The 20,937-nt window shown below is 47.5% G+C and carries 16 protein-coding genes; 2 read left to right on the top strand and 14 right to left on the bottom strand.

Annotated features, from left to right (window positions below):
* Positions 1–43: 43 nt before the first annotated feature.
* The 6 genes from DW642_RS02620 to glgB all read right to left on the bottom strand — a co-directional run bounded on the left by DW642_RS02620 (position 44) and on the right by glgB (position 6,085).
* A complete protein-coding gene (locus tag DW642_RS02620; RefSeq protein WP_055221524.1) occupies positions 44–355 on the bottom strand; it encodes a L7Ae/L30e/S12e/Gadd45 family ribosomal protein in 312 nt (103 codons plus the stop codon).
* Positions 339–617: an RNase P modulator RnpM gene (gene rnpM / locus DW642_RS02625; RefSeq protein ID WP_022462929.1), complete on the bottom strand. Its 279-nt coding sequence runs from the start codon at positions 615–617 to the stop codon at positions 339–341. The genes DW642_RS02620 and rnpM overlap by 17 nt, the downstream gene beginning before the upstream one ends.
* A 30-nt stretch (positions 618–647) precedes the next feature.
* Positions 648–1,829 carry a transcription termination factor NusA gene (gene nusA, locus DW642_RS02630; protein ID WP_117509187.1) on the bottom strand — a complete coding sequence of 394 codons (1,182 nt, stop codon included), beginning with the start codon at positions 1,827–1,829 and terminating at the stop codon, positions 648–650.
* A gap of 31 nt (positions 1,830–1,860) precedes the next feature.
* Entirely contained in the window at positions 1,861–2,328 is a 468-nt protein-coding gene (gene rimP / locus DW642_RS02635) for a ribosome maturation factor RimP (RefSeq protein WP_022462927.1), read from the bottom strand.
* A 166-nt stretch (positions 2,329–2,494) separates the two neighbouring features.
* On the bottom strand, positions 2,495–3,367 hold the full coding sequence (locus tag DW642_RS02640) for a mechanosensitive ion channel family protein (protein ID WP_055265441.1): 873 nt from the start codon (positions 3,365–3,367) through the stop codon (positions 2,495–2,497).
* A 3-nt stretch (positions 3,368–3,370) separates the two neighbouring features.
* A complete protein-coding gene (gene glgB, locus DW642_RS02645) occupies positions 3,371–6,085 on the bottom strand; it encodes a 1,4-alpha-glucan branching protein GlgB (protein ID WP_117509417.1) in 2,715 nt (904 codons plus the stop codon).
* Between the two features lie 101 nt (positions 6,086–6,186).
* Between glgB and DW642_RS16740 the strand changes: the two genes are divergently transcribed.
* Positions 6,187–6,441, top strand: a complete 255-nt coding sequence (locus DW642_RS16740; RefSeq protein WP_416388104.1) for a DUF6783 domain-containing protein — start codon at positions 6,187–6,189, stop codon at positions 6,439–6,441.
* Here the strand turns inward: DW642_RS16740 and DW642_RS02650 are convergent.
* The 6 genes from DW642_RS02650 to DW642_RS02675 form a co-directional block, all read right to left on the bottom strand.
* On the bottom strand, positions 6,366–7,601 hold the full coding sequence (locus DW642_RS02650; RefSeq protein ID WP_117509188.1) for a hypothetical protein: 1,236 nt from the start codon (positions 7,599–7,601) through the stop codon (positions 6,366–6,368). The genes DW642_RS16740 and DW642_RS02650 overlap by 76 nt on opposite strands.
* A 319-nt stretch (positions 7,602–7,920) precedes the next feature.
* Positions 7,921–9,225, bottom strand: coding sequence for an ATP-binding cassette domain-containing protein (locus DW642_RS02655; protein WP_270423095.1), 1,305 nt, complete (start codon positions 9,223–9,225; stop codon positions 7,921–7,923).
* A gap of 12 nt (positions 9,226–9,237) precedes the next feature.
* Positions 9,238–10,986 carry an oligopeptide ABC transporter ATP-binding protein OppD gene (oppD, locus tag DW642_RS02660; RefSeq protein ID WP_117509189.1) on the bottom strand — a complete coding sequence of 583 codons (1,749 nt, stop codon included), beginning with the start codon at positions 10,984–10,986 and terminating at the stop codon, positions 9,238–9,240.
* A 13-nt stretch (positions 10,987–10,999) separates the two neighbouring features.
* Positions 11,000–11,968 (bottom strand): ABC transporter permease, encoded by a 969-nt coding sequence (locus DW642_RS02665; protein WP_055228618.1) that lies wholly within the window; start codon positions 11,966–11,968, stop codon positions 11,000–11,002.
* A 6-nt stretch (positions 11,969–11,974) separates the two neighbouring features.
* Positions 11,975–13,546, bottom strand: coding sequence for an ABC transporter permease (locus tag DW642_RS02670; RefSeq protein ID WP_117509190.1), 1,572 nt, complete (start codon positions 13,544–13,546; stop codon positions 11,975–11,977).
* 119 nt (positions 13,547–13,665) lie between these two features.
* Complete coding sequence (locus tag DW642_RS02675) at positions 13,666–15,879, bottom strand: ABC transporter substrate-binding protein (protein WP_117509191.1); 2,214 nt, start codon at positions 15,877–15,879, stop codon at positions 13,666–13,668.
* A gap of 984 nt (positions 15,880–16,863) precedes the next feature.
* On the opposite strand from DW642_RS02675, the gene cysS reads away from it, so the two are divergent.
* Positions 16,864–18,312 (top strand): cysteine--tRNA ligase, encoded by a 1,449-nt coding sequence (cysS, locus tag DW642_RS02680; protein ID WP_117509192.1) that lies wholly within the window; start codon positions 16,864–16,866, stop codon positions 18,310–18,312.
* A gap of 282 nt (positions 18,313–18,594) precedes the next feature.
* Here cysS and DW642_RS02685 read toward each other — a convergent pair whose 3' ends face one another.
* The gene (locus DW642_RS02685; RefSeq protein ID WP_117509193.1) at positions 18,595–19,758 is read right to left on the bottom strand and encodes a phosphoglycerate dehydrogenase; all 1,164 of its coding nucleotides are present in this window, start codon (positions 19,756–19,758) and stop codon (positions 18,595–18,597) included.
* Positions 19,758–20,840: a 3-phosphoserine/phosphohydroxythreonine transaminase gene (serC, locus tag DW642_RS02690; protein ID WP_117509194.1), complete on the bottom strand. Its 1,083-nt coding sequence runs from the start codon at positions 20,838–20,840 to the stop codon at positions 19,758–19,760. The genes DW642_RS02685 and serC overlap by 1 nt, the downstream gene beginning before the upstream one ends.
* Positions 20,841–20,937: the final 97 nt, after the last annotated feature.

A 20,937-nucleotide genomic window follows, 5' to 3' on the forward strand; every position in this document is an offset into this window, starting at 1 on the left:
CGTGTTTCCTGCATCCATCCACCGACCTTTCCGGCCTTACGCCTTACGCTTCTGCCAACAATGCTGCTATTTTTTCTGCAAAATGCGCTTCACATACGGCAAGGGAAGAACGGTATTCTCTTCCGATGGCTCTTCCAAGCTGCTCTTTGTCCCCAAAAAGAATGCATGGCACTTTATAGTATGCACACATATTGCGAAATTTCTTCTGTGTATTGGCCGACGCCGTTTCCGCCAGAATGACAAGGTATGCGCTGCCGCTCTTTACGGCCTGCTCGGTCGCAAATTCGCCGCTCGATACCTTACCCGCCTTCATGGCAAGGCCCAGCATGGATAATCCTTTACTTTGACTGTTCAATCTTCGCAAATGCCTCCTTTAACTGCTCATAAACCTCTGATGGAATTTCTGCCTTCAGAGAACGGGAAAGTCCTTTGTTTTTCATTGCTTTCCCCAGACATTCCAGAGAGCAGACATAAGCACCGCGTCCGTTCATTCTTCCGGTTGTGTCCGGAACAATCGTTCCTTCGGTGGTTTTCACCACGCGGATCATTTCTTTTTTGTTTTTCATTTCATTGCAGCCAATGCATTTACGCAGCGGCACTTTACGAACTGTACTCAAATGCTCATCCCGCCTTTGTTTTTATTTTAATTACTCTTCGTCTCCGGCTTTCTCTGCTGTTTCTACATCATTCTCGTCGAAGTTTTCTTCTGCAGAGATGGTTTCCTCCTCTGCTGCGGACTCATCGTAATTGTCCTCTTCCTCGTATTCCTCTTCTACGTAGTCGAAGTCTCCTGCCTCGCGTGCCTGGGTCTCGCTCTTAATGTCGATCTTGAATCCGGTCAGACGTGCGGCAAGTCTTGCGTTCTGTCCCTCTTTACCGATGGCAAGGGAAAGCTGGTAATCCGGAACGATTACTTTTGCGGTCTTCTCCTCCGGGTCTGCCATAACGGAGATAACTTTTGCCGGGCTCAGTGCGTTCTCGATCAGGAGTGCCGGGTTCTCATCCCATGTGATGATGTCGATCTTCTCGCCGTTCAGCTCGTTGACAACCGCGTTGACACGGCTTCCGTTCATACCGACGCATGCGCCGACTGCATCGACATTCGGATCGTTGGACCATACTGCCATTTTCGTACGGCTTCCCGCCTCACGGGCAATGCTCTTGATCTCTACGATGCCTTCCGCAACCTCGGAAACCTCAGACTCAAAGAGACGTTTTACGAGTTCCGGATGGGTACGGGATACCATAACCTTCGGTCCCTTGGTTGTATTCTTTACTTCCAGAACGTATACTTTCACACGCTGGGTCGGCTCAAATTTCTCGCCTTTGACCTGCTCGTTCTCGGTCAGCAGAGCGTCTACTTTACCGAGGTTGATGCTGACGTTGCGTCCCACATAGCGCTGTACCACACCGGTAACCACATCGTGCTCTTTCTCGAAGTACTGATCAAACAGAACTTTACGCTCTTCCTCACGGATCTTCTGAAGAATGACGTTTTTGGCATTCTGGGTTGCAATACGGCCGAACTCTTTGGATTTGATTTCTACCGGAACGATATCGCCGAGTTCATAGCGGGAGTCTGCACGTTTTGCATCGGAAAGGGCGATCTCCATGATCGGATCCTGTACCAGATCAACAACGGTTTTCTCTGCTACGACTTTGAAATCACCAGTCTGGGCGTTAATGCTTACCTTTACATTATCTGCTTTGCCAAAATGGTTTTTACAGGCCTGGATCAGCGACTGCTCAATTGCCTCAAGCAGGGTATCTTTGCTGATATTCTTCTCTTTCTCAAGAACTTCAAGGGCCTCCATTAATTCTGTATTCATTTTTCTCTTTTCCTCCTGTATCTGCGTCTGTTTAGAAATCAAATGCTAAACGGATCAATGCAATATCGCTTTTCTGGAAGACGCGCTCTGTTCCGTCCTCCTCCAAAATGGTCACACTGTTATCATCATATGCGGTGAGTATTCCGTAAAATTCCCGGTTTCTCTCGATCGCACGGTATGTCCGGATTTCCAGCTCTTTTCCCATGCTTCTCTTATAGTCTTTCTCTTTTTTCAGCGGACGTCCAAGGCCCGGGGAGCTGACCTCCATGATATAGGCGTCATCGATAAAGTCCTCTGCGTCCAGCCGGTCAGAAAATGCACGGCTGACGATTTCGCAGTCATCCACGGTAATTCCGCCTTCTTTGTCGATGTAAGCACGCAGGTACCAGGTACCGCCCTCTTTGACATACTCCACATCCACCAGTTCAAAACCATTGGCTTCTACAATCGGAGTGATCAGTTCTTCTGCCTTCTGTTCGTATTCTTCTCTTCTGCTCAAATCCTCACCACCTTTTTGATTCAGGGAAACTTTCGAAAAATTCTTTCATTTCCCTGTACACAAGAAAGAGTGGACGAAATCGTCCACTCCTTAACAGTCACTTATTAACAACTTTACTATAGCACCTTTTCCGTGCAATTGCAAGGGTTAATTTTCAAAATATCCTTTATTTATCGCCTTTTCCGGCTTTTTTGTTCGCCGGTTCCGGGCAGATGTGGACATCGAGCTGGTTATACGGGATGGAAATTCCCGCCGCGTCAAACTCTTCTTTGATGCGCTCATTCATTTTCCATTTGACCGGCCAGTAATTTTCCGTTGCGACCCAGGCGCGGAGACCGACCGTAATCGCGCTCTCGCCCAGCTCATCTACGAAAAACTGCTGTTCCTCCGACTGAAAATGCGGTTCCTCCTCAACGAGGCGGCGCAGGATGTCCTTCGCTTTTTTGATATCGGACTCATAAGAAATGCCGACTTTGATCTCCAGCTTTCTCCGGTCCATCGCCGTCACGTTGATGATGGTGTGGTTCGTCAGATTAGCGTTCGGGATCATGATGGTACGGTTGTCGATGCTGTTGATTGTCGTATAATACATCTCAATCTTCTTAACCGTTCCCTCCTGACCTTCGCCCGGAAAAATGATGTAGTCACCGACCTTAAATGGCTTCAGCAGCAGAATCATCACCCCGCCTGCAAAGTTCGAGAGACCGCCCTGCAATGCCAGGGATACGGCAACGCCGGCGGAGGCGATAGCTGCTGCGATCGACGCTTCGGATACGATACCGAGCTGAACGATAATGGTCAGCACCAGCAGCGTGTTCAGACTGTATTTCACCATGGAAACGGTGAAACTGACCACCGCCTCCTCCGTGTGAAAACGCCGCATGTTTTTCCGGATCAGACCACAGAGCCACAGGATCAGTTTGCGTGCAACCAGAAACAGAATTACTGCAAACACGATCTTCAGCACCAGATCGGCAGCCGAAGAGGCCTTGTCGATCCAGTATTCATAGACGCGTTCCGCCGCTGTCAGATTCACCATGTGTTATCTCTCCTCTGTCTCGAATTTTCTCTGCAGCTCCTCGCCGAGTTCACTCATGCCTGTGCTTTTTTTCGTTTTTGTCTCTGGTTTTGCCTCTGATTTTGTTTCCGGCTTTGTTTCCGGCTTTGTAGCCGGCTTCTTTTCCGGATCGGCGGCTGCGCGGTATTTTTCCACAGCTTTTGCTGCCTCTGCCGCTGCAGATTTTCCGGCTTTCACCAGCTTGTCCACCGTCTGCTCTACCGTTTTCACCGGTTTGCTGTCGATCGCCTGCTTTACGGCTTTCTCCACCTTCTCTGTCGCAGTCGTAGTTCCCTGCTTTTTCTCTGCGGTTTTCACCGTTTTTTCCGATACCTTTTTCTCTGCTTTTTGGGCAGTCTTTGTTGTTTTCTTTGCTTTTACTGCTTTTACTGCTTCTTCCGTTTTTCCAGCCGGTTTTCCCTTCTTTCCGGTTTTCTTCTCTGCTGCCGCTTTCGCTGCAGTTTTTGCCTTTGCGCTCTTATTGCTTGCAGCGCCCGTCTCCGGCTTCGTATAAGAAAATACCTGAACAGAAAGCGGTGCGAGTTTTACGGTAATCGAGTTTTTCCGCTCGTCGCACTCTGTTTTTTTCGACATTTTCACGCGTGGATTTCCGACGCCTGTTCCGCCATAGCTTTCCGCATCGCTGTTGAACATCTCTTTGTACTTTCCTGGATACGGCACACCAATGCGGAAATCATCGTACTCGACATTCGAGAAGTTGCATACGACAAGCAGCGTATCTTCTTTCTTCCTTGTTCTGCGAAGGAAGATCAGAAGATTCTTTTCCCACTCCATGCCATTGATCCACTCAAAGCCCTCCGGCTTTTCGTCAAGCTGATACAGTGCCGGATTTGCCTTGTAAAACGCATGCAGTGCTGCCATATAGTTCTTTAACTGCAGATGTTCCTTGTCCTCAAGAAGCTCCCAGGACAGGGACTGTTTCTCATTCCACTCTTTTTCCTGTCCAAATTCCTGTCCCATAAACAGAAGCTTCTTTCCGGGATGCACCATCTGATAAGCGTACGCCAGACGAAGATTTGCCATTTTCTGCTCCGGTGTACCCGGCATTTTGGTATACATAGACCCTTTCAGGTGAACCACTTCATCGTGCGACAGACTCAGCATGAATTTCTCCGAGTATGCATATACCATAGAAAAAGTCAGCTGATCGTGATGTGCCCCGCGGTATACCGGATCGTTTTTCATATATTCCGTAAAATCATTCATCCAGCCCATGTTCCACTTGTAGTCGAAGCCAAGTCCTTCATCGTCGAGTTCTCCCGTCACCTTCGGCCATGCGGTCGATTCCTCTGCGATAAGAAGCGCATCCGGGAACTCTTTTTTGAAGATGGAGTTCAGATGTTTTAAAAATTCGATTGCCTCAAGGTTCTCATTTCCGCCGTAGATATTTGCGACCCACTCCCCGTCCTGCTTGCCATAATCAAGATACAGCATCGATGCAACCGCATCCATACGGATTCCGTCGGCATGGTACTCTTTTGCCCAGAAAAGCGCATTGGCGATCAGGAAGTTCTTTACTTCCGGTCTGCCGTAATTGTAAATCAGCGTGCCCCAGTGTGGATGGGATCCCTGTCTCGGGTCAAAATGCTCGTACAGACACGTTCCATCAAACGCAGAAAGTCCGAAGGTATCGCGCGGGAAGTGTGCCGGTACCCAGTCGAGAATAACACCAATGTCGTTCTGGTGCATCGTATCCATAAAATAGCGGAAGTCATCCGGCGTTCCGTATCGTGCTGTCGGTGCGTAATAGCCCGTTACCTGATACCCCCAGGACTCGTCAAGAGGATGCTCCATCACTGGCATCAGTTCTACATGGGTGTAGCCGAGCTCTTTGACGTAAGAAGCCAGCATCGGAGCGATCTCACGGTAGTTATAAAATTCACGGCCATCGTCCGGTTTTTTCCAGGAGCCAAGATGCACTTCATAAACAGAAATCGGCGCTTTGTCGCCCTGTGTGACACCACGCTTCTTCATCCAGTTCTCATCCTGCCAGGCATATTTTCCAAGATCAACCACAACACTCGCATTGTTCGGACGCAGCTGTGCTGCATTCGCGTATGGATCCGATTTCAGATACGTCAGACCGCCCTTTGCCTTAATTTCATATTTATAGATGTCGCCCGCGCGAACACCGGGGATAAAGAGTTCATAGATCCCGGACTCCAGAAGATTCATCTGATATGCTCTTCCGTCCCAGTTATTGAAATCCCCGACAACGCTGACACGGATCGCATTCGGTGCCCAGACAGCGAAGTAAACACCACTGATACCATCGATCTTTACCGGGTGTGCACCCAGCTTCTCATAGATGGAATAGCAGATGCCGTTTTCAAACTGTTTCTGTTCCTGCTCGGTGAACTGCATCGGATAGGCATACGGATCGTAATGCTCCATCTGGTTTCCGTCGCCGTCCCAGTAGATCAGCGTATAGGACGGAATTTTCTTTCCCGGAAGCAGCACAGCGAAAAATCCCGCCTCATCCTCGCAAACCATCTCGGTCTGTTTTCCGTCGCGGATCGTATGTACGGCTGCACGGGTTGCACCCGGGAAAAACGCCTGAATCAAAATACCATCCTCCGTTACGCGCGGTCCCAAGATGTCTCTTGGATGATTTTCCTCAGAATAGACCACGGCTTCTATTTCCGCCCAATCCATATAATCGTATAATTTTTCTTCCATTTTCAAAATTATAACCCCTCCTTTTTTATTTTACGTGCTCTCGCTGCTGCTTCCCCCATACAAAATCGCATAAAAAAGCACTCATTCATGCCAGAGCGTGTTTGAAAAAAGCTTTTCGTGAGCTGCGAGTCCCATTTTCAGCCCAAACGGTCTGCAGCAACCGGATAAGGTCAAAACAGATCGCGAAGTGGGGCTTGCAGATTGTGGAAATGATTTTTCAAATTCTGTTTTTATTCTACCATCCTAACTGCGATTGTACAATGCAAATCTGGTTTGTTTTTTATTCATTTCCTACGATTACGGCAAGATCTTCATCTGTCGTCTGCATCTCATCGTTCTCAAACCAGATACTGTAAATGTTCTGTGAAGTCAGTGTTTCCAGGGACTCCCTGGAAAGCGATTCGGCCTGATAATCAGAAAATGCTGCAAGCAGCGTATTGGCACAGCCATATTCACCGGAATAGACGATCAGTTCGGAGGCTGCTGTGTGGTCTTTTCCGTCTGCCGCGCTAAGATACGGCGTGCGCATCGTTCCGTCCTGATACTGGTAATAGCGGTACGCATCCGGGCTGCCCGCCTGGTAAGCGTGGAAAAACACGATGCTTTTCGGTCCTTCATACGTCATTGTTCCGTATGACTGGATTTCGTTCCCGGAAAGATGATACAGCGGATACCGGTACTCTTTTTCTCCCGTCTCATCGAGACAGCGCACGAAACCGTCCTTACTGGAAATAATGCCGAGCTGATAGCCCTCGCCACGAATCGTATCCGCCAGATAATCAATCAAAAAAGCATTTTTCATCCAGAAAAAGTCGAGATATGCGGTATAGCCCATCTCTGCGGCATACGCCTGATACGCGTCTGACACATGCAGACAGACCTGGTTTTCCCCTGACAGCTCCAGTGAAATATCATCCGGGTTCTGTGTAAAGGCAGCAACTGCTGCCGTTTCTTCTGCTGCCGCATCGTTCCGGTTCGGATCAAACTGCGCTGCAGCCGCATCATCATTGCTGGCGCAGAGATTTTCCAGGGACGCATACAGCGGTCCCAGATAAATTTCCCGGCAATTGGCATCGGATACTTTTTTCAGTGCATCGTATAAAACCGGATCTACCGTCAGCACTTCATTTGGATGCTGGTTGATATCATACAGGTTTGTCACATCCTCAAAGCTCTCATCTATATTGAAAAGCCGGTAGCCTTTCACTGCCGCATCTGTGTAAAGCAGCGAAAGCGCCTTTGCCTCCCCGCCTGCAGAAACCCCGCTTGCGCCAACGTTATATTTCAAGGTAAAATCCTCACCGCAGTTCAAATCCGCGCCTGCCTTTACACTGATCTCACGCCAGCCGGAATCTCCATGCAGAAAGTTCATAAAACCATACACCAGAAAACCGGATCCAATCGCCAGAAGCAGTACTACAAGCAGGATGCGCCGTCCGACATTTTTTTCGGAAAGCCAGACCTTCTGTACCGGCTTTGGCAGCCGTCTGTTCGGATCTTTTACTGTTCTTCCCATTTTTTTGCTCCTCTTTCATTCTAATTTTCCTTTTCCGCTGTGATTTATTGTCCCAAAAAACACATCGCCCGTCAAGTAAAATCGGAACGGAATTCATCTCGCACTTCGTTCCGGAAGCCACAACTTTTTTAATTTACAGAAAATTTCAACGAAGTTTCCTGTAAACTATGAGAAACACGCTCCGCGAGTTTCTCAAGTTATCGCGGCAGTCGCCAAGGTCTCGTGCAAGCACGGACTTTGGCTCGTTGCTCGCGTAAATCAAAAAAAGCGGCACCGGAACCTTTTTTCTGGTTCCGGGCCACTTTTTCTTTCCTGTCCACTATAGGGCAACTAAAATCAATGCAATGATAAAGATCAGGAGAATCACGGCAAGTACAGCAAATCCGTACAGCGCGCCCTGCTTGCATGCTTTGTAGTTGTGATAGTATTGTTTCTTTTTGTATACCATCGCTGCGATGATACCGATGATCGGGAAGAAGAACGACAGCACTTTGTACCAGACGCTTCCGGTATCGTGAACCGGAGTTTTCAGGAATTCATCTTCTGCCTTGGAAAGATGAACCTCGTGGTTCTCCTCTTTTACTTCCTCGCCAGGCTTTCGGATGGTGATCGGCTGCAGCGGCTCTCCCTTCTCACGGAGTGCCTTATACTCTTCGATCTCTTTTTTATTTCCATATACAAAATGATTGTGTCCGATGTCCACGAATTCCGGTTTGTCCACGGAATAATCGTGAATGGACGGGTCATAGGTGTACAGCACCTTATTCTTCTCGAGCTGCGGATCCGGAATCGGGATCGCAGAGATCAGGGAATGGGTGTATGGATGCAGCGGGAAGTTGAACAGCTCCTCTGCGTCCGCAACCTCTACGATATTTCCTTTGTAGATAACACCGATACGGTCGGAAATGAACCGTACGATGGAAAGGTCATGGGCGATAAACAGATAAGTAACCTGTTTTTCTCTCTGGAATTTCTTCAGCAGATTGAGGACCTGGGCACGGATCGATACGTCCAGTGCGGAGATCGGCTCATCGGCTACAACCAGCTCCGGCTCCATAACCATGGCACGGGCCAGACCGATACGCTGGCGCTGTCCGCCGGAGAACTCATGTGGGTAACGGGTCAGGTGCTCTGGCAGAAGACCAACCTCGTTGATCATGTTCTCTACCTTTTTCACACGGTCTGCCTCGTTCTCGTACAGATGGAAGTTGTAAAGACCCTCGGATACGATATAATCGACCGTCGCACGCTCATTTAACGATGCGGCCGGATCCTGGAATACCATCTGAATGTTTCGGATAACCTCCCGGTCCAGGGAATGCGGAATCTTACCGGAAATTTTAACGCCCTTATACAGGATCTCTCCTGCGGAACACGGGTTGACACGAATGACCGCACGGCCGATCGTTGTCTTTCCGGAACCGGACTCGCCTACGAGGGAGAAGGTCTCTCCCTTGTAGATGTCAAAAGAAGCATTTTTTACCGCTTTGACTGCGTCATCGCCCTTGCCGAAAGTGATATCTACATTTTTTACCTGCAGTAAGATTTCTCTTCCATTTTCGTCAATCGGACCATGCTCCGGCAGATGCGAAACAGTGGTCTTGCTTTCCTGCTTTGTAGACACTTTCAAACTCTCCTATAAGTTATATGCTTTTAACAGTTTTTCGTGAATATTCTGAATAGCTTCCGGTTTTTCTGTCTTCGGCGCTCTCGGATCCAGCAGCCATGTCTTGGCATAGTGGGTATCCGTTACCTTGAACATCGGCGGCTCCTCCAGAGTATCAATCTTCAGACAGTACTGGTTACGCGGTGCAAACGGGTCTCCGATAATCTTATTGTACAGAGACGGCGGCGTACCGGTAATGGAAAACAGCTTTGTATTCCGCTCCGCAAGCTGCGGCAGGGAAGAAAGCAGCGCCCAGGTGTACGGATGGCGCGGATCGTAGAACAGCTCTTCTACGTTCGCAAACTCGATGATCTGTCCTGCGTACAGAACGGCAACACGGTCTGCGATATTCGCTACGACACCAAGGTCGTGGGTAATAAACACGATGGTGTAGTTGTACTCTTTCTGAAGATCCTTGATCAGCTTCAGGATCTGTGCCTGAATCGTAACGTCCAGCGCAGTTGTCGGCTCATCGCAGATGAGGATCTTCGGACGGCAGGAAAGTGCAATCGCAATAACGATACGCTGTCTCATACCGCCGGAATACTGGAACGGATAATCATCGAAACGCTGCTCTGCGTTCGGAATACCAACCTTTTCCATCAGCTCAAGCGCCTGTGCTCTTGCTTCCACCTCGCTGACATTCTGATGCTTCATGATAACAGACGTAATCTGTTTTCCGATTGTGATGATCGGGTTCAGGGAAGTCATCGGATCCTGGAATACGGTTGCAATTTTCTTACCGCGGATCTGGCCCCAGTCATTCGGATCCTGGATTTTTGCCAGGTTAATGATACAGGTTCCATGAAGCCGCTCCGGTGTCTCATCCAGATAGCGTACACGGAAAGTTGCCTGGTCGAAAACGCTGTTCCGTTTCTGCTCGTCATTCAGATCCACACCGCGTTCCATCGCAGCTTTGAATGCCTCGTGCAGCTTCTTGATCATGCGAACCTTTTTACGCAGTTTATAACGTCCGACAGAAAGATAGATCTCTTTGGCAAGAATCTCGTTTCTCTTTCTCGTCTCGTCCGTAATTTCTTTTGCTGTCAGGCCGGCGTACTCTTTTTTGTACTCTGCCATTTTTGCCTCATACGCCTGATTGTATGCCGTATCGTTCATGGCAGCCTGTTTGTGAGCCTTGATTTTTTCCTCTTTTGCTTTCTGCAGAGCCTTAATCTCTCCATCCAGTCTGGAAATCTCCGCGGATGTCTCTTTGACTTTCGCTTTTTCTTTGGAAGTATCGAGTGTCTGCTTATAGTTGAAAAGTTCGGTTCTCTTTATTACAAGTTCCTTGATTTCAGCCTCTGCTTTCTCGCGCTCTTCCTCGCTCAGCGTCATTTTTTCTTCTTTTTCCTGCTCCAGCGCCTTCATTTTCAGAAATACTTCTGAACCATATTCCAGTTTGGAATACTCGTTCAGTTTTTCCAGGGTAGAAGCGATGGTCTTTTTCGCATAAGAATTCAGCGGAACAACCGTATCACTCAGTTCGTCATCATTGAAAATGATATCTCCCTGATCGATGAAACCGTTGCTGTCCAGCATACCCGCAAACGCTTTCGTGAATACGGATTTACCGGCACCGGATTCTCCTACGATAGCAATGGACTCATTCTCGTAAATATCCAGCGTTACGCCCCGGATTGCCGTCAGGATACGGCCGCGGACACGGAATTTTACCTGTAAGTCCTTAATCGATAATAATACTTTTTTATCTTCCATGCGGCTTTCCTTCCTACATATGTGTTCTCGGGTCGGACGCATCTCCAAGGTTCTGTCCAACTACATATAATACTACGGTGATGATTGAAGCGACAACAACCGGACTCCAGAATTCGAATCCCCATCCCGGTGTCAGCATGGCGCCCTCAGCCTCATAGATCAGTCTTCCCAGAGACATGTCAGAAAGTCCCATACCGATGTAAGCCAGGAACACCTCGTAAGAGATGTAGGACGGAATCTCAGTTGCCGCCAGAGTAACAATGACAGATGTCATAAACGGGAGAATATTCTTCATCGCAATGCGGAAAATCGAAGTTCCAAGACATTTTGATGCCAGATTATACTCTCTGTCACGGATGATAACGACCTGCGTACGGATAAAGTACGCGATGGCAAGCCATCCGGTAACGGTCAGTGCAAATACCATGGTCCAGAAGCTCGGAGAAAAAATAAGCACCAGGACGGAGATCAGAAGTACATACGGAATATTTCCGATGATGTTGTAAACCTCCATCATGAAGACATCAACCTTCTTCGAAAATCCCCAGACAGATCCGACAATCACACCAATCGAAAGGTTGATGAGCGCACAGATAAACGCCAGGGAAACTGAAATTCTGGAACCAAACCAGACAGCGTCAAATGTCGACTGTCCGGAAGCACCGGATCCTAAAATCCAGTGAATATTGAATCCAAGCTGCTGCAATGCTTTGCCTGGAGACAGATGTTTTGTCGCGCCGTTCATCAGATTGGCGAAACGGTCGTACTCCACAAAGAGCGGATACACATACGTCATCAGCAGAATCACACCCAGGAGGCAAAGTACGGCAATATTGATTTTTTTCTTAAAAAATACGCGGAACACGGAATGCCAGTAGGAATATCTCGGAGCCGTAATTTTCTCAGACTCCAGAGAGCTGTTATCTACAGGAGAAAACAGTTCTTCCTCAGACAGACCGAATTTATCTAAATCATAATTCATAAGTCCCTACCTGTCTTTCGTTGAGAATGAGATTCGCGGATCCACCATGGACATCAAAACGTCGCCCAGGATGATGGAAATCACGGAGAGCACTGCGTAGAACAGTGTAACACCTACGATAACACCATTATCATATTTGCTGATTGCTTCGGTCAGCAGATTACCGGCACCTGGTACTACGTACACACGCTCGGTGATGATGGCGCCGGTCAGTGCGAACAGTACGCTCGCCGGAACACCCTGCACGATCGGAATCGCTGCGTTCTTCAAAATGTGTTTCGTAAAGATTTCTCCCTCTGTCAGTCCACCGGATCTTGCGAATTTTACGTAATCGGAGTTCATCTGGTCGATCATGTATCGACGCAGCCATTTCATCAGGTTTGCCACCTGCGGCAGTGCCAGGGAAACGATCGGCAGAATATACATCAGCTTGCTCTTCGAATCCATGTCAAAGGTGGTCGGCAGACCCATTTTTCCTCCGATTGCCTTAAACAGGAAAATATAGGCCAGTGAAGGTACTGCTATAATGAATACAATATAGATGGTTCCAAGCTGGTCAACCAGTTTGTCTTTCTTTCTCGCCATCAGAATGCCAAGCGGCACTGCGATGAGATAGGAAAGAATTACGGCAATGATACCGATTACAAAGGAATAGCCGATTTTTGATTTACCACTCTTAACTGTATCCACGTTGGTATAGTCATCTGTGAACCGATCGGAATGAACAGCGCTTGCATCCTGAGATTCGCTCATATACGTTGCGCTGTGCAGATCGTCTGCACTGTATTCCACCAGACCGCTTGGGTAGGTAATCTCCGATTTTACGTAGGATCCCTGCGCGCGGGTCATGGTCAGTGCTACATCCACACCCTCATTTACGGAATAGGACTTTCCTAAATTTATGGTGATTATATTCTGATGGAAGTATGGGAATTTTGAGTCAAAGTACATCAAGTACTTGTGTGTTGTGCCATTTCCCATGATGGCCGGTGAAAATTTCTTTCCCCCATATACCGGATCGTGTAAGGTAAATGTAATCCCCCTCTTACCTTCTACCTTTGCAGCATCGTGAATGCTGTCGATGTCAATCAAACCGGAAAAATATTTTCCGAGACGCGTTGCAAGCGGAATATCCCTGTATGCAAACAGCTGCTGCTGTCCGCCGTTGGCATATTTTTTCTTACCCATCATGATCGCATCGTATCTTCTTACGGTGTAACCTTTTGCTTTATAATAAGCTGTAAATTTTTTTACATATTCAGATACCAGTTCTGAATCCTGGTCTTTCGTTCTTCCGAATGCTACTGCTTTGGATCTCGTATCCTCGTCAATTTCGCCTTTTGCTTTGAGAGCGTTCAAATAATCTGCATAGGTTACATAATCAAGATATCCGTATGTCTCCCACTTCTGATATTTGTACACCTTTTTCTGGTTATTGCTCTGATGGGAATAGGTGGCGTCCTGTGCGAAAATCAGATTTCGGTCCATCAGAGAATAAATCATAGTCATAACGCATCCAACAACGATTACTACGGAAACAAGGCCATGCAACAAACGCTTAAAAAGATATTTTGTCATATTCTCTCATTCCTTAACACAATATGACAGGGGAATGGCTTTTTTTGTTCCCATCCCCCTGCCGGTTTATTCATTGGCTTTCAACTGTTCTGATCTTTCCAATTTTACCTTTTCCAAAATTAGAAGATACCGAAACATTTGGTCATGTATCCTTCGTAGTCCGGAAGCATGGTATCCAGGTAAGAGCACGGATCACCAAAGTCCGGACCCCATCCGGAGACATCGTATACGTCGTAGTTTGCTTCATAACCATAGTTTGCATAGTATCCTGCATAGTACCATCCATCCAGGTCTACGGCATCAACCAGATTGATCACAACTTTTCCGCCAAGGGCAGCCTCTACTGATTTCTTGTAGGAGTTTGCTTTGTTGGTGTAAACTTCTACTGCAGACGGATATGGATATTCCATCTGGATCGGGTTGCTCTCATCGATGGTGATGCCCTCTTCTGCGAGCTCCTCGATTGCGGTATTCAGTTCTTCTACTGCGTTTTCCGGATTGTACCATCCATCAAAGCCATCGCTGGTCTTGTTTTCGGCATCCCATACTTTGATCTTCACGCCGTCGGCGTCGATCTGTTTCTGTACGATTTCACCATAGTAGGTGCCTGCCGGGAAGGTTGTGTCGGTTCCGTTGATCTGAATGGTAGTGTCTTTTGACAGGCTTACGAAATATCCCGGGGTAAAGGTATTTCTAAGGGAAGTATACTTCAGATCCTCGCCAACCTGCTGTGCATTGTAAGCGCCACGATCTGCTGCAAAGCTGATCGCTCTTCTGAAGTGAACGTTCTGCAGTGCTTTGTTCGTTCTCTGGATTTCTTCGTCAGACTTTGTACTCTTTGCTGTTGTTCCGTCGTTGGCATTTGCAGTCGCAGTACGGTTGATATTGTAGAATGCCATGAAAGAAGTAGCATCGGTATCTGAAACTACTGCGTACTGGTCGTACAGACCTTCGGATTTTGCTGTCTCCATAGTGGAGGTGTTCAGGTTTACATAGTCAACGGTACCTGCTTTTGCATCTGTGTACATTTTGGTAACATCAGACTGGTCATTGAACAGCCAGGTCAGGGTTTTAATGTTTACGTTGTCTTTGTTCCAGTAAGAATCGCTCAGTTTAAATACGATGGTATTTTTCGCTGTAGCGTTGGTTACCAGGTACGGTCCGCAGTATGCGATCGAGTTGGAATCTTTTCCGTACTGATAATCTGCTGCGGAGGAATCGTACTCAGCACCAAATTTACCGCCCTGGGACTGATAGTAGCTTCTGCTCATCGGCATGAAGATGGTGTAGCCAAGCATGGTCATGAAGTAGCTGCATGGCTCTTCCAGTGTGTACTCTACGGTATAGTCATCAACAGCTTTTACACCAACCTCGTCGAAATCGGTAACTTCACGGCTGATGTACTGGGATACGTTTTTGATCACGCCCTGTACCAGGTATTCCAGACCGCCCTGTGCATCACACATATGCTGCATTCCGGCCACGAAGTCATCTGCTTTTACAGTATCCACTTCACGTCCCTGGGAATCGGTCCATTTTACATCTTTACGAAGGTGGAAGGTATAGGTCAGTCCGTCATCAGATACTTCATAGGATTCTGCCAGTGCCGGCTGCAGAGTTCCCTCTACATCGTACTCCATCAGTCCGTCATAGGTATTGATGATCGCATCGGTATCTGCCGCACGGGAAGTTGCAAGTCCGTCCCATGTTACCGGATCGCTCGCATACGGCATGGAGAAGCTGTCTTTTAAGGTGTAACCTTTTCCTGCCAGATATTCTTTTACCCAGCTCTCATAGGTTCCTGTTCCTTTAAGCTCATCCCATTTTGCTCTCATCTCGTTGTAATCTTCTGCCTTGATAAAGTCAGTTGTTACAACATACTGATGATAACGGTCCTTATCGCTTCCCCAAAGGGTATAGTCCTTGGTGCGCGGAGCCATTCTGTACATCGCGTACGTACCACCTCTTGAGGTGAGCGGGTACATCATGGCGGACTCCATCAGTTTTCCCTCGGCAACTGCCATCAGGGCATATCTCTCATCCACCGTTTCTGCTTCCTTTGCAGTAGCAAGTGCATCGTTGAAATCGCCCAGTGCCTCGTTATAGAGCTCTGTGCTGGTCTCGTCGTATCCTTCCGGCATTTCGGACTCCTCTGCCTCGGCTTCGCTCTCACTGCTTGCAGATGCGCTTGCATTGCTTTCGGAAGATGCGCTGCTGCTTACGCTTACACTCTCATCCGCCGGATCAGAACTTCCGCTGCCGGAATTTCCACAGGCAACCAGGCTTGCAGTCATACTCATAACAAGTAATGCGCTTACAATTTTTCTTTTCATAATTTCTTCCTAACTCCTTTCATGGATTCGCGTTGTTTTTGCATCATCCGGACATTTACCGGAACGGCTTCGCCATTCCACCGTTTTTCATTTTGGCACTTTACCACATCAAAACGAATAGTACAAAAAGGAGATGCGTCCAACAAGATTTGTTTTCTTCATCCCTCATGCCCGTACATTTGTCCGTTTGTCCAAAAACAACTGGGTTCATTATAACCAGAACTCTCTCTGTTTGTCAATATCCGATGCAGGAGAAAAGTGTATAAACTGCATTTAAAGTCATCAAAATCCTCTATTTTCCTCTTTTTGGGTATTGTTCTGATGCTGTTTTTCTATTTTCCTGTATTCTTCGGTTTTAGAATAAAAAAAGATTACACAAATAATTGTTTCTTTCCATTTGCGTTCTGCAGCACTGTCTTTTTGTATTTGTTTCAGATTTTGCTCCGGGAAAGAATCCTGCCGGACGCAAAAACAGACTTCTGAAAATCACATTTCTTCTTATTTAAGAGCGTCATACTGTTTTTTACTTTCGTTTTTTACTTTCGTTTTTTACTTTCGTTTCCTTCTTTTACAAAGCAAAGCCTTCCATGAAGACCGCTCACACCGAAATCACTTTCTTGTTACTGTTCACTCCGTTCTCAGTAACACGCTTCGCGATGCACAGAATTTATGCTAACCGCATAAATTCGCGCTGTATGTCTCGGGATTTTGGCATATTCATGCCAAAACGCCTCGCGGGATAGTAGCGTGTGAACAGTAACACTTTCTTACTTTTTGTCTTCGACAGTCTCCGGACTATTGACAGCAAAAAAAAATCCTGCTAATATTAATTTTAATAAGGAACCAGTGCAGTACACGGAAAACAGGCACCGCACGCGGCGTCTCTGATATCCTTGTCGGATACAGCAGACGCTTTTTTGCTTTCTTGTGTATCATCACTTCTGCATCCGTATCCGCACGAAAAGAAAAAAGGAGACTTCTTTTATGTATCTTTATAATTCTGCAACCCATAAAAAAGCTGAATTCCTGACACACACACCGGGCCGTGTAGAAATGTACACCTGCGGACCTACCGTTTATCATTTTGCGCACATCGGAAACCTGCGCAGTTATATTATGGAGGATGTCCTGGAAAAGGCACTCCGCTATGAAGGCTACGACGTCAACCGTGTCATGAACATCACCGATGTCGGCCATTTAAGCTCCGATGCGGACACCGGCGAGGACAAGATGGTCAAAGGTGCAAAGCGCGAGCACAAAACAGTCATGGAAATCGCACAGTATTACACCGATGCATTCTTTGCGGATTGCAAAAAGCTGAACATCAAGCGCCCGGATGTCGTACAGCCGGCAACGGGATGCATTGACGAATATATCAAAATCATTGAAAAACTGATGGACACCGGCTACGCTTACTTTGCCGGCGGAAATGTTTACTTTGACACCAGCCGTCTCGACCACTACTACGTATTCAACGATCACGACGAGGATGACCTCGCGGTCGGTGTGCGTGAGGGCGTAGAGGAAGATACAAACAAACGCAACAAAAATGATTTCGTTCTCTGGTTTACGAAATCCAAATTTGAGAACCAGGCCTTGAAATGGGATTCCCCGTGGGGCGTCGGTTATCCGGGATGGCACATCGAGTGCTCCGGTATCTCCATGAAATACAATGGCGAATACCTTGACCTGCACTGCGGCGGCGTAGACAATGCATTCCCGCACCACACAAACGAGATCGCACAGTCCGAAAGCTACCTTGGCCACGCCTGGTGCCCGCAGTGGTTCCATGTGCATCACCTGAATACATCGACTGGAAAGATGTCGAAATCGAAAGGTGAGTTTTTAACCGTTTCTCTTCTTGAGGAAAAAGGTTATGATCCTCTCGTCTACCGTTTCTTCTGCCTCCAGTCCCATTACCGTAAGGCGCTTGTCTTCACCTGGGAAAACCTGGACAACGCCAAAATTGCCTACGACAAGCTGATCGCCCGCATCGCCGCTTTAGACCCGAAAGACGGACCGGCCGAGGAAGCTTCTATGACTGCTTTAAAAGAGAAATTCCAGAAAGCGCTCGATGCCGACCTCAACACCTCGCTTGCCATCACAACGCTGTACGATGTGTTAAAAGCAGACATGCATGATGTTGCAAAGCTGGCGCTTCTCGACAGTTTCGATCAGGTACTCGGTCTTTCCCTTCTCGCTCATGCAGATGCGAAGAGAAAGGAGGCTGCAAAGACAACTTCTGCTTCCACCGCGTCCGGCTATCAGATTACCGGTGAAGGAGATCCGGAAATTGATGCGCTCGTTCTGAAACGATATGAGGCAAAAAAAGCCAAAAACTTTGCAGAAGCAGATAAAATCCGCGATGACCTGAAAGCCCAGGGCATTGAAGTTGCTGATGTACGCGGCGGAGCCGTCTGGAAACGGATCTGATCTGCACGAAAGAGGAACTCTGATTTTCTTCTTCATTTCCTACGAAGGAAACAGGGAATTTCATGTGCTGAAAGCAACAACCGACCAGTATATTACCTGTGAAAACGCGGCTGCACTTTCTATTAAACTTCTTCCAAAGAGAACTGCTCTGATGCGGCAGTTCTCTTTTTTATGCTTTTTCACCTGCTGCTTGCGGCTTCCTTCGGATGCATGGCATCGAAAAAAAGACGGCATCCATTTTCCGGATACCGCCTTTTTTGTTTCTTTCGGATGGCTGTTTCTTTATTTAATAATACGAACCCTTAATACGCCGTCTACTGCTTCCAGCGCTTTTACGATCTCTTCTGTTGCTTCGCTTTCCAGATCCATCATTGTGTAAGCGTAATCGCCTTTACCTTTGTTTGTCATGTCGCTGATGTTGACACCGGCGTTACCCATAACGGTGGTAAATGCACCCAGCATACCAGGAATATTCTTATGGCAGATGGTCACACGGCCTGCTCCTGTGCATACACCCATATCACAGTTCGGGAAGTTGACGGAGTTTTTGATGTTTCCGTTCTCCAGGAAATCACGGATTTCTTTAACCGCCATGACAGCACAGTTATCTTCGGATTCTTTGGTCGATGCTCCAAGATGCGGAGTAACGATGGTTCCCTCTGCGCCGACTACCTTCGGGTTTGCAAAGTCAGTCACATATTTTTTCATTTTTCCGGCCTTTAATGCTTCCAGAACAGCATCCTCATCAACCAGGAGGTCTCTTGCATAGTTCAGAAGAACCACGCCGTCTTTCATCTCATCGATCGCTGCCTTGTTAATCATACCTTTTGTGCTGTCCATCAGCGGAACATGGATGGTGATATAATCGCAGGTACGGTAGATATCTTCTACATTCTGGATGTGATGGATGTCACGGGACAGATTCCATGCCGCATCGACAGAAATGTACGGATCGTATCCGTATACTTCCATGCCAAGATGGGTTGCTGCATTTGCTACAAGCTGACCGATCGCGCCAAGTCCGATGATACCGAGCTTCTTTCCGCTGATCTCACAGCCGGCAAATTTCTTTTTCTGTTTTTCTGCTGTCTTTGCAATGTCGCCGTCTTCTTTGTCGCTCTTCACCCACTCAATACCGCCTGCGATATCGCGGGATGCAAGCAGCATGCCGGCAAGCACCAGCTCTTTGACGCCATTTGCATTGGCTCCCGGTGTGTTGAATACAACGATACCCTGCTCTGCGCAGTCGGCAAGCGGAATGTTGTTGACACCGGCTCCTGCTCTTGCTACGGCAAGAAGACTTTTCGGCAGCTCCATACCGTGCATGGCTGCACTTCTGACGAGAACCGCATCGGCTCCCTCCAGGCTTTCACTCTGCTGATAGTTTTCATTAAAATTTACAAGGCCTACGCCTGCAATCGGATTTAAGCAATGATACTGAAACATTAGAGATTTTCCTCCTCGAACTTTTTCATGAAGGCTACGAGTGCTTCTACACCTTCTTTCGGCATTGCATTGTAGATACTTGCACGCATACCGCCGACGGTACGGTGACCTTTCAGGTTCTCAAGTCCGGCTTCTTTGGACTCTTTGACGAATTTGGCATCCAGATCTGCATTTCCGGTGATAAACGGAACGTTCATTAGAGAACGGTCTTCCGGTACAACGGTTCCTTTGAAGAGCTTGCTCTGATCCAGGAAATCATACAGCAGTTTTGCTTTTTCTTCGTTGCGCTGTTTCATGACTTCCAGTCCGCCCATTTTCTTCAGCCATTTGAACACTTTGCCGCACATGTAGATGCAGTAGCAGTTCGGCGTGTTATACAGAGAGCCTGCGTCTGCATGCGTTTTGAATTTCATCATGGTCGGTGCTCCCGGCAGGACATTGTCGGTAATCAGATCGTCACGGACAATGGAGATGACCATTCCGGCAGGTCCGATGTTTTTCTGGACACCGCCGTAGATGATGCCGTAATCGGAGACATTAACAGGTTCGGAGAGGAAACAGGAGGAGACATCTGCCACCAGGGTTTTGCCCTTGGTATTCGGCAGTTTTTTGTATTTGGTTCCGTAAATGGTGTTGTTTTCACAGATATAAACATAATCGGCATCCGGGCTGATCGGAAGATCGCTGCAGTCCGGGATGTAGGAAAATGTTTTATCCTCAGAGGAGGCAATTTTGTTTGCCTTTCCGTATTTCTGTGCTTCTGCGTATGCTTTCTTTGCCCACTGGCCCGTTACGATGTAATCAGCGACACCGTTTTTCATCAGGTTCATCGGAATCATGGAAAACTGCAGGGAGGCACCGCCCTGAAGAAACAGAACTTTGTAATTTGACGGGATTCCCATCAGGTCACGAAGATCTGCTTCTGCCTCATCGATGATGTTCTGGAATACTTTGGAACGGTGGCTCATCTCCATGACGGACATGCCGCATCCACGGTAATCCAGCATTTCCTCCTGGGCTTCTTTCAACACTTCCTCTGGCAGAACCGCCGGTCCTGCGGAAAAATTATAGACTCTGCTCATTTTTTTGTCCTCCTGTTTCTCTTACTGCTTTATATTACTTGGAAACCACCGTTTCTATACCGGTGGTTTCCATTGTAATCTTATGTATTTCCTTTAC

The organism is Blautia sp. AM23-13AC, assembly GCF_003435675.1.
Taxonomy (GTDB): domain Bacteria; phylum Bacillota; class Clostridia; order Lachnospirales; family Lachnospiraceae; genus Fusicatenibacter; species Fusicatenibacter saccharivorans.

Excerpts from the sequence above, each read along its gene's own strand:
- nusA (WP_117509187.1), bottom strand. The coding sequence starts at position 1,829 with ATGAATACAGAATTAATGGAGGCCCTTGAAGTTCTTGAGAAAGAGAAG.
- DW642_RS02640 (WP_055265441.1), bottom strand. The coding sequence starts at position 3,367 with ATGGTGAATCTGACAGCGGCGGAACGCGTCTATGAATACTGGATCGAC.
- glgB (WP_117509417.1), bottom strand. The coding sequence starts at position 6,085 with ATGGAAGAAAAATTATACGATTATATGGATTGGGCGGAAATAGAAGCC.
- DW642_RS02650 (WP_117509188.1), bottom strand. The coding sequence starts at position 7,601 with ATGGGAAGAACAGTAAAAGATCCGAACAGACGGCTGCCAAAGCCGGTA.
- oppD (WP_117509189.1), bottom strand. The coding sequence starts at position 10,986 with ATGGAAGATAAAAAAGTATTATTATCGATTAAGGACTTACAGGTAAAA.
- DW642_RS02665 (WP_055228618.1), bottom strand. The coding sequence starts at position 11,968 with ATGAATTATGATTTAGATAAATTCGGTCTGTCTGAGGAAGAACTGTTT.
- DW642_RS02670 (WP_117509190.1), bottom strand. The coding sequence starts at position 13,546 with ATGACAAAATATCTTTTTAAGCGTTTGTTGCATGGCCTTGTTTCCGTA.
- DW642_RS02675 (WP_117509191.1), bottom strand. The coding sequence starts at position 15,879 with ATGAAAAGAAAAATTGTAAGCGCATTACTTGTTATGAGTATGACTGCA.
- cysS (WP_117509192.1), top strand. The coding sequence starts at position 16,864 with ATGTATCTTTATAATTCTGCAACCCATAAAAAAGCTGAATTCCTGACA.
- DW642_RS02685 (WP_117509193.1), bottom strand. The coding sequence starts at position 19,758 with ATGTTTCAGTATCATTGCTTAAATCCGATTGCAGGCGTAGGCCTTGTA.
- serC (WP_117509194.1), bottom strand. The coding sequence starts at position 20,840 with ATGAGCAGAGTCTATAATTTTTCCGCAGGACCGGCGGTTCTGCCAGAG.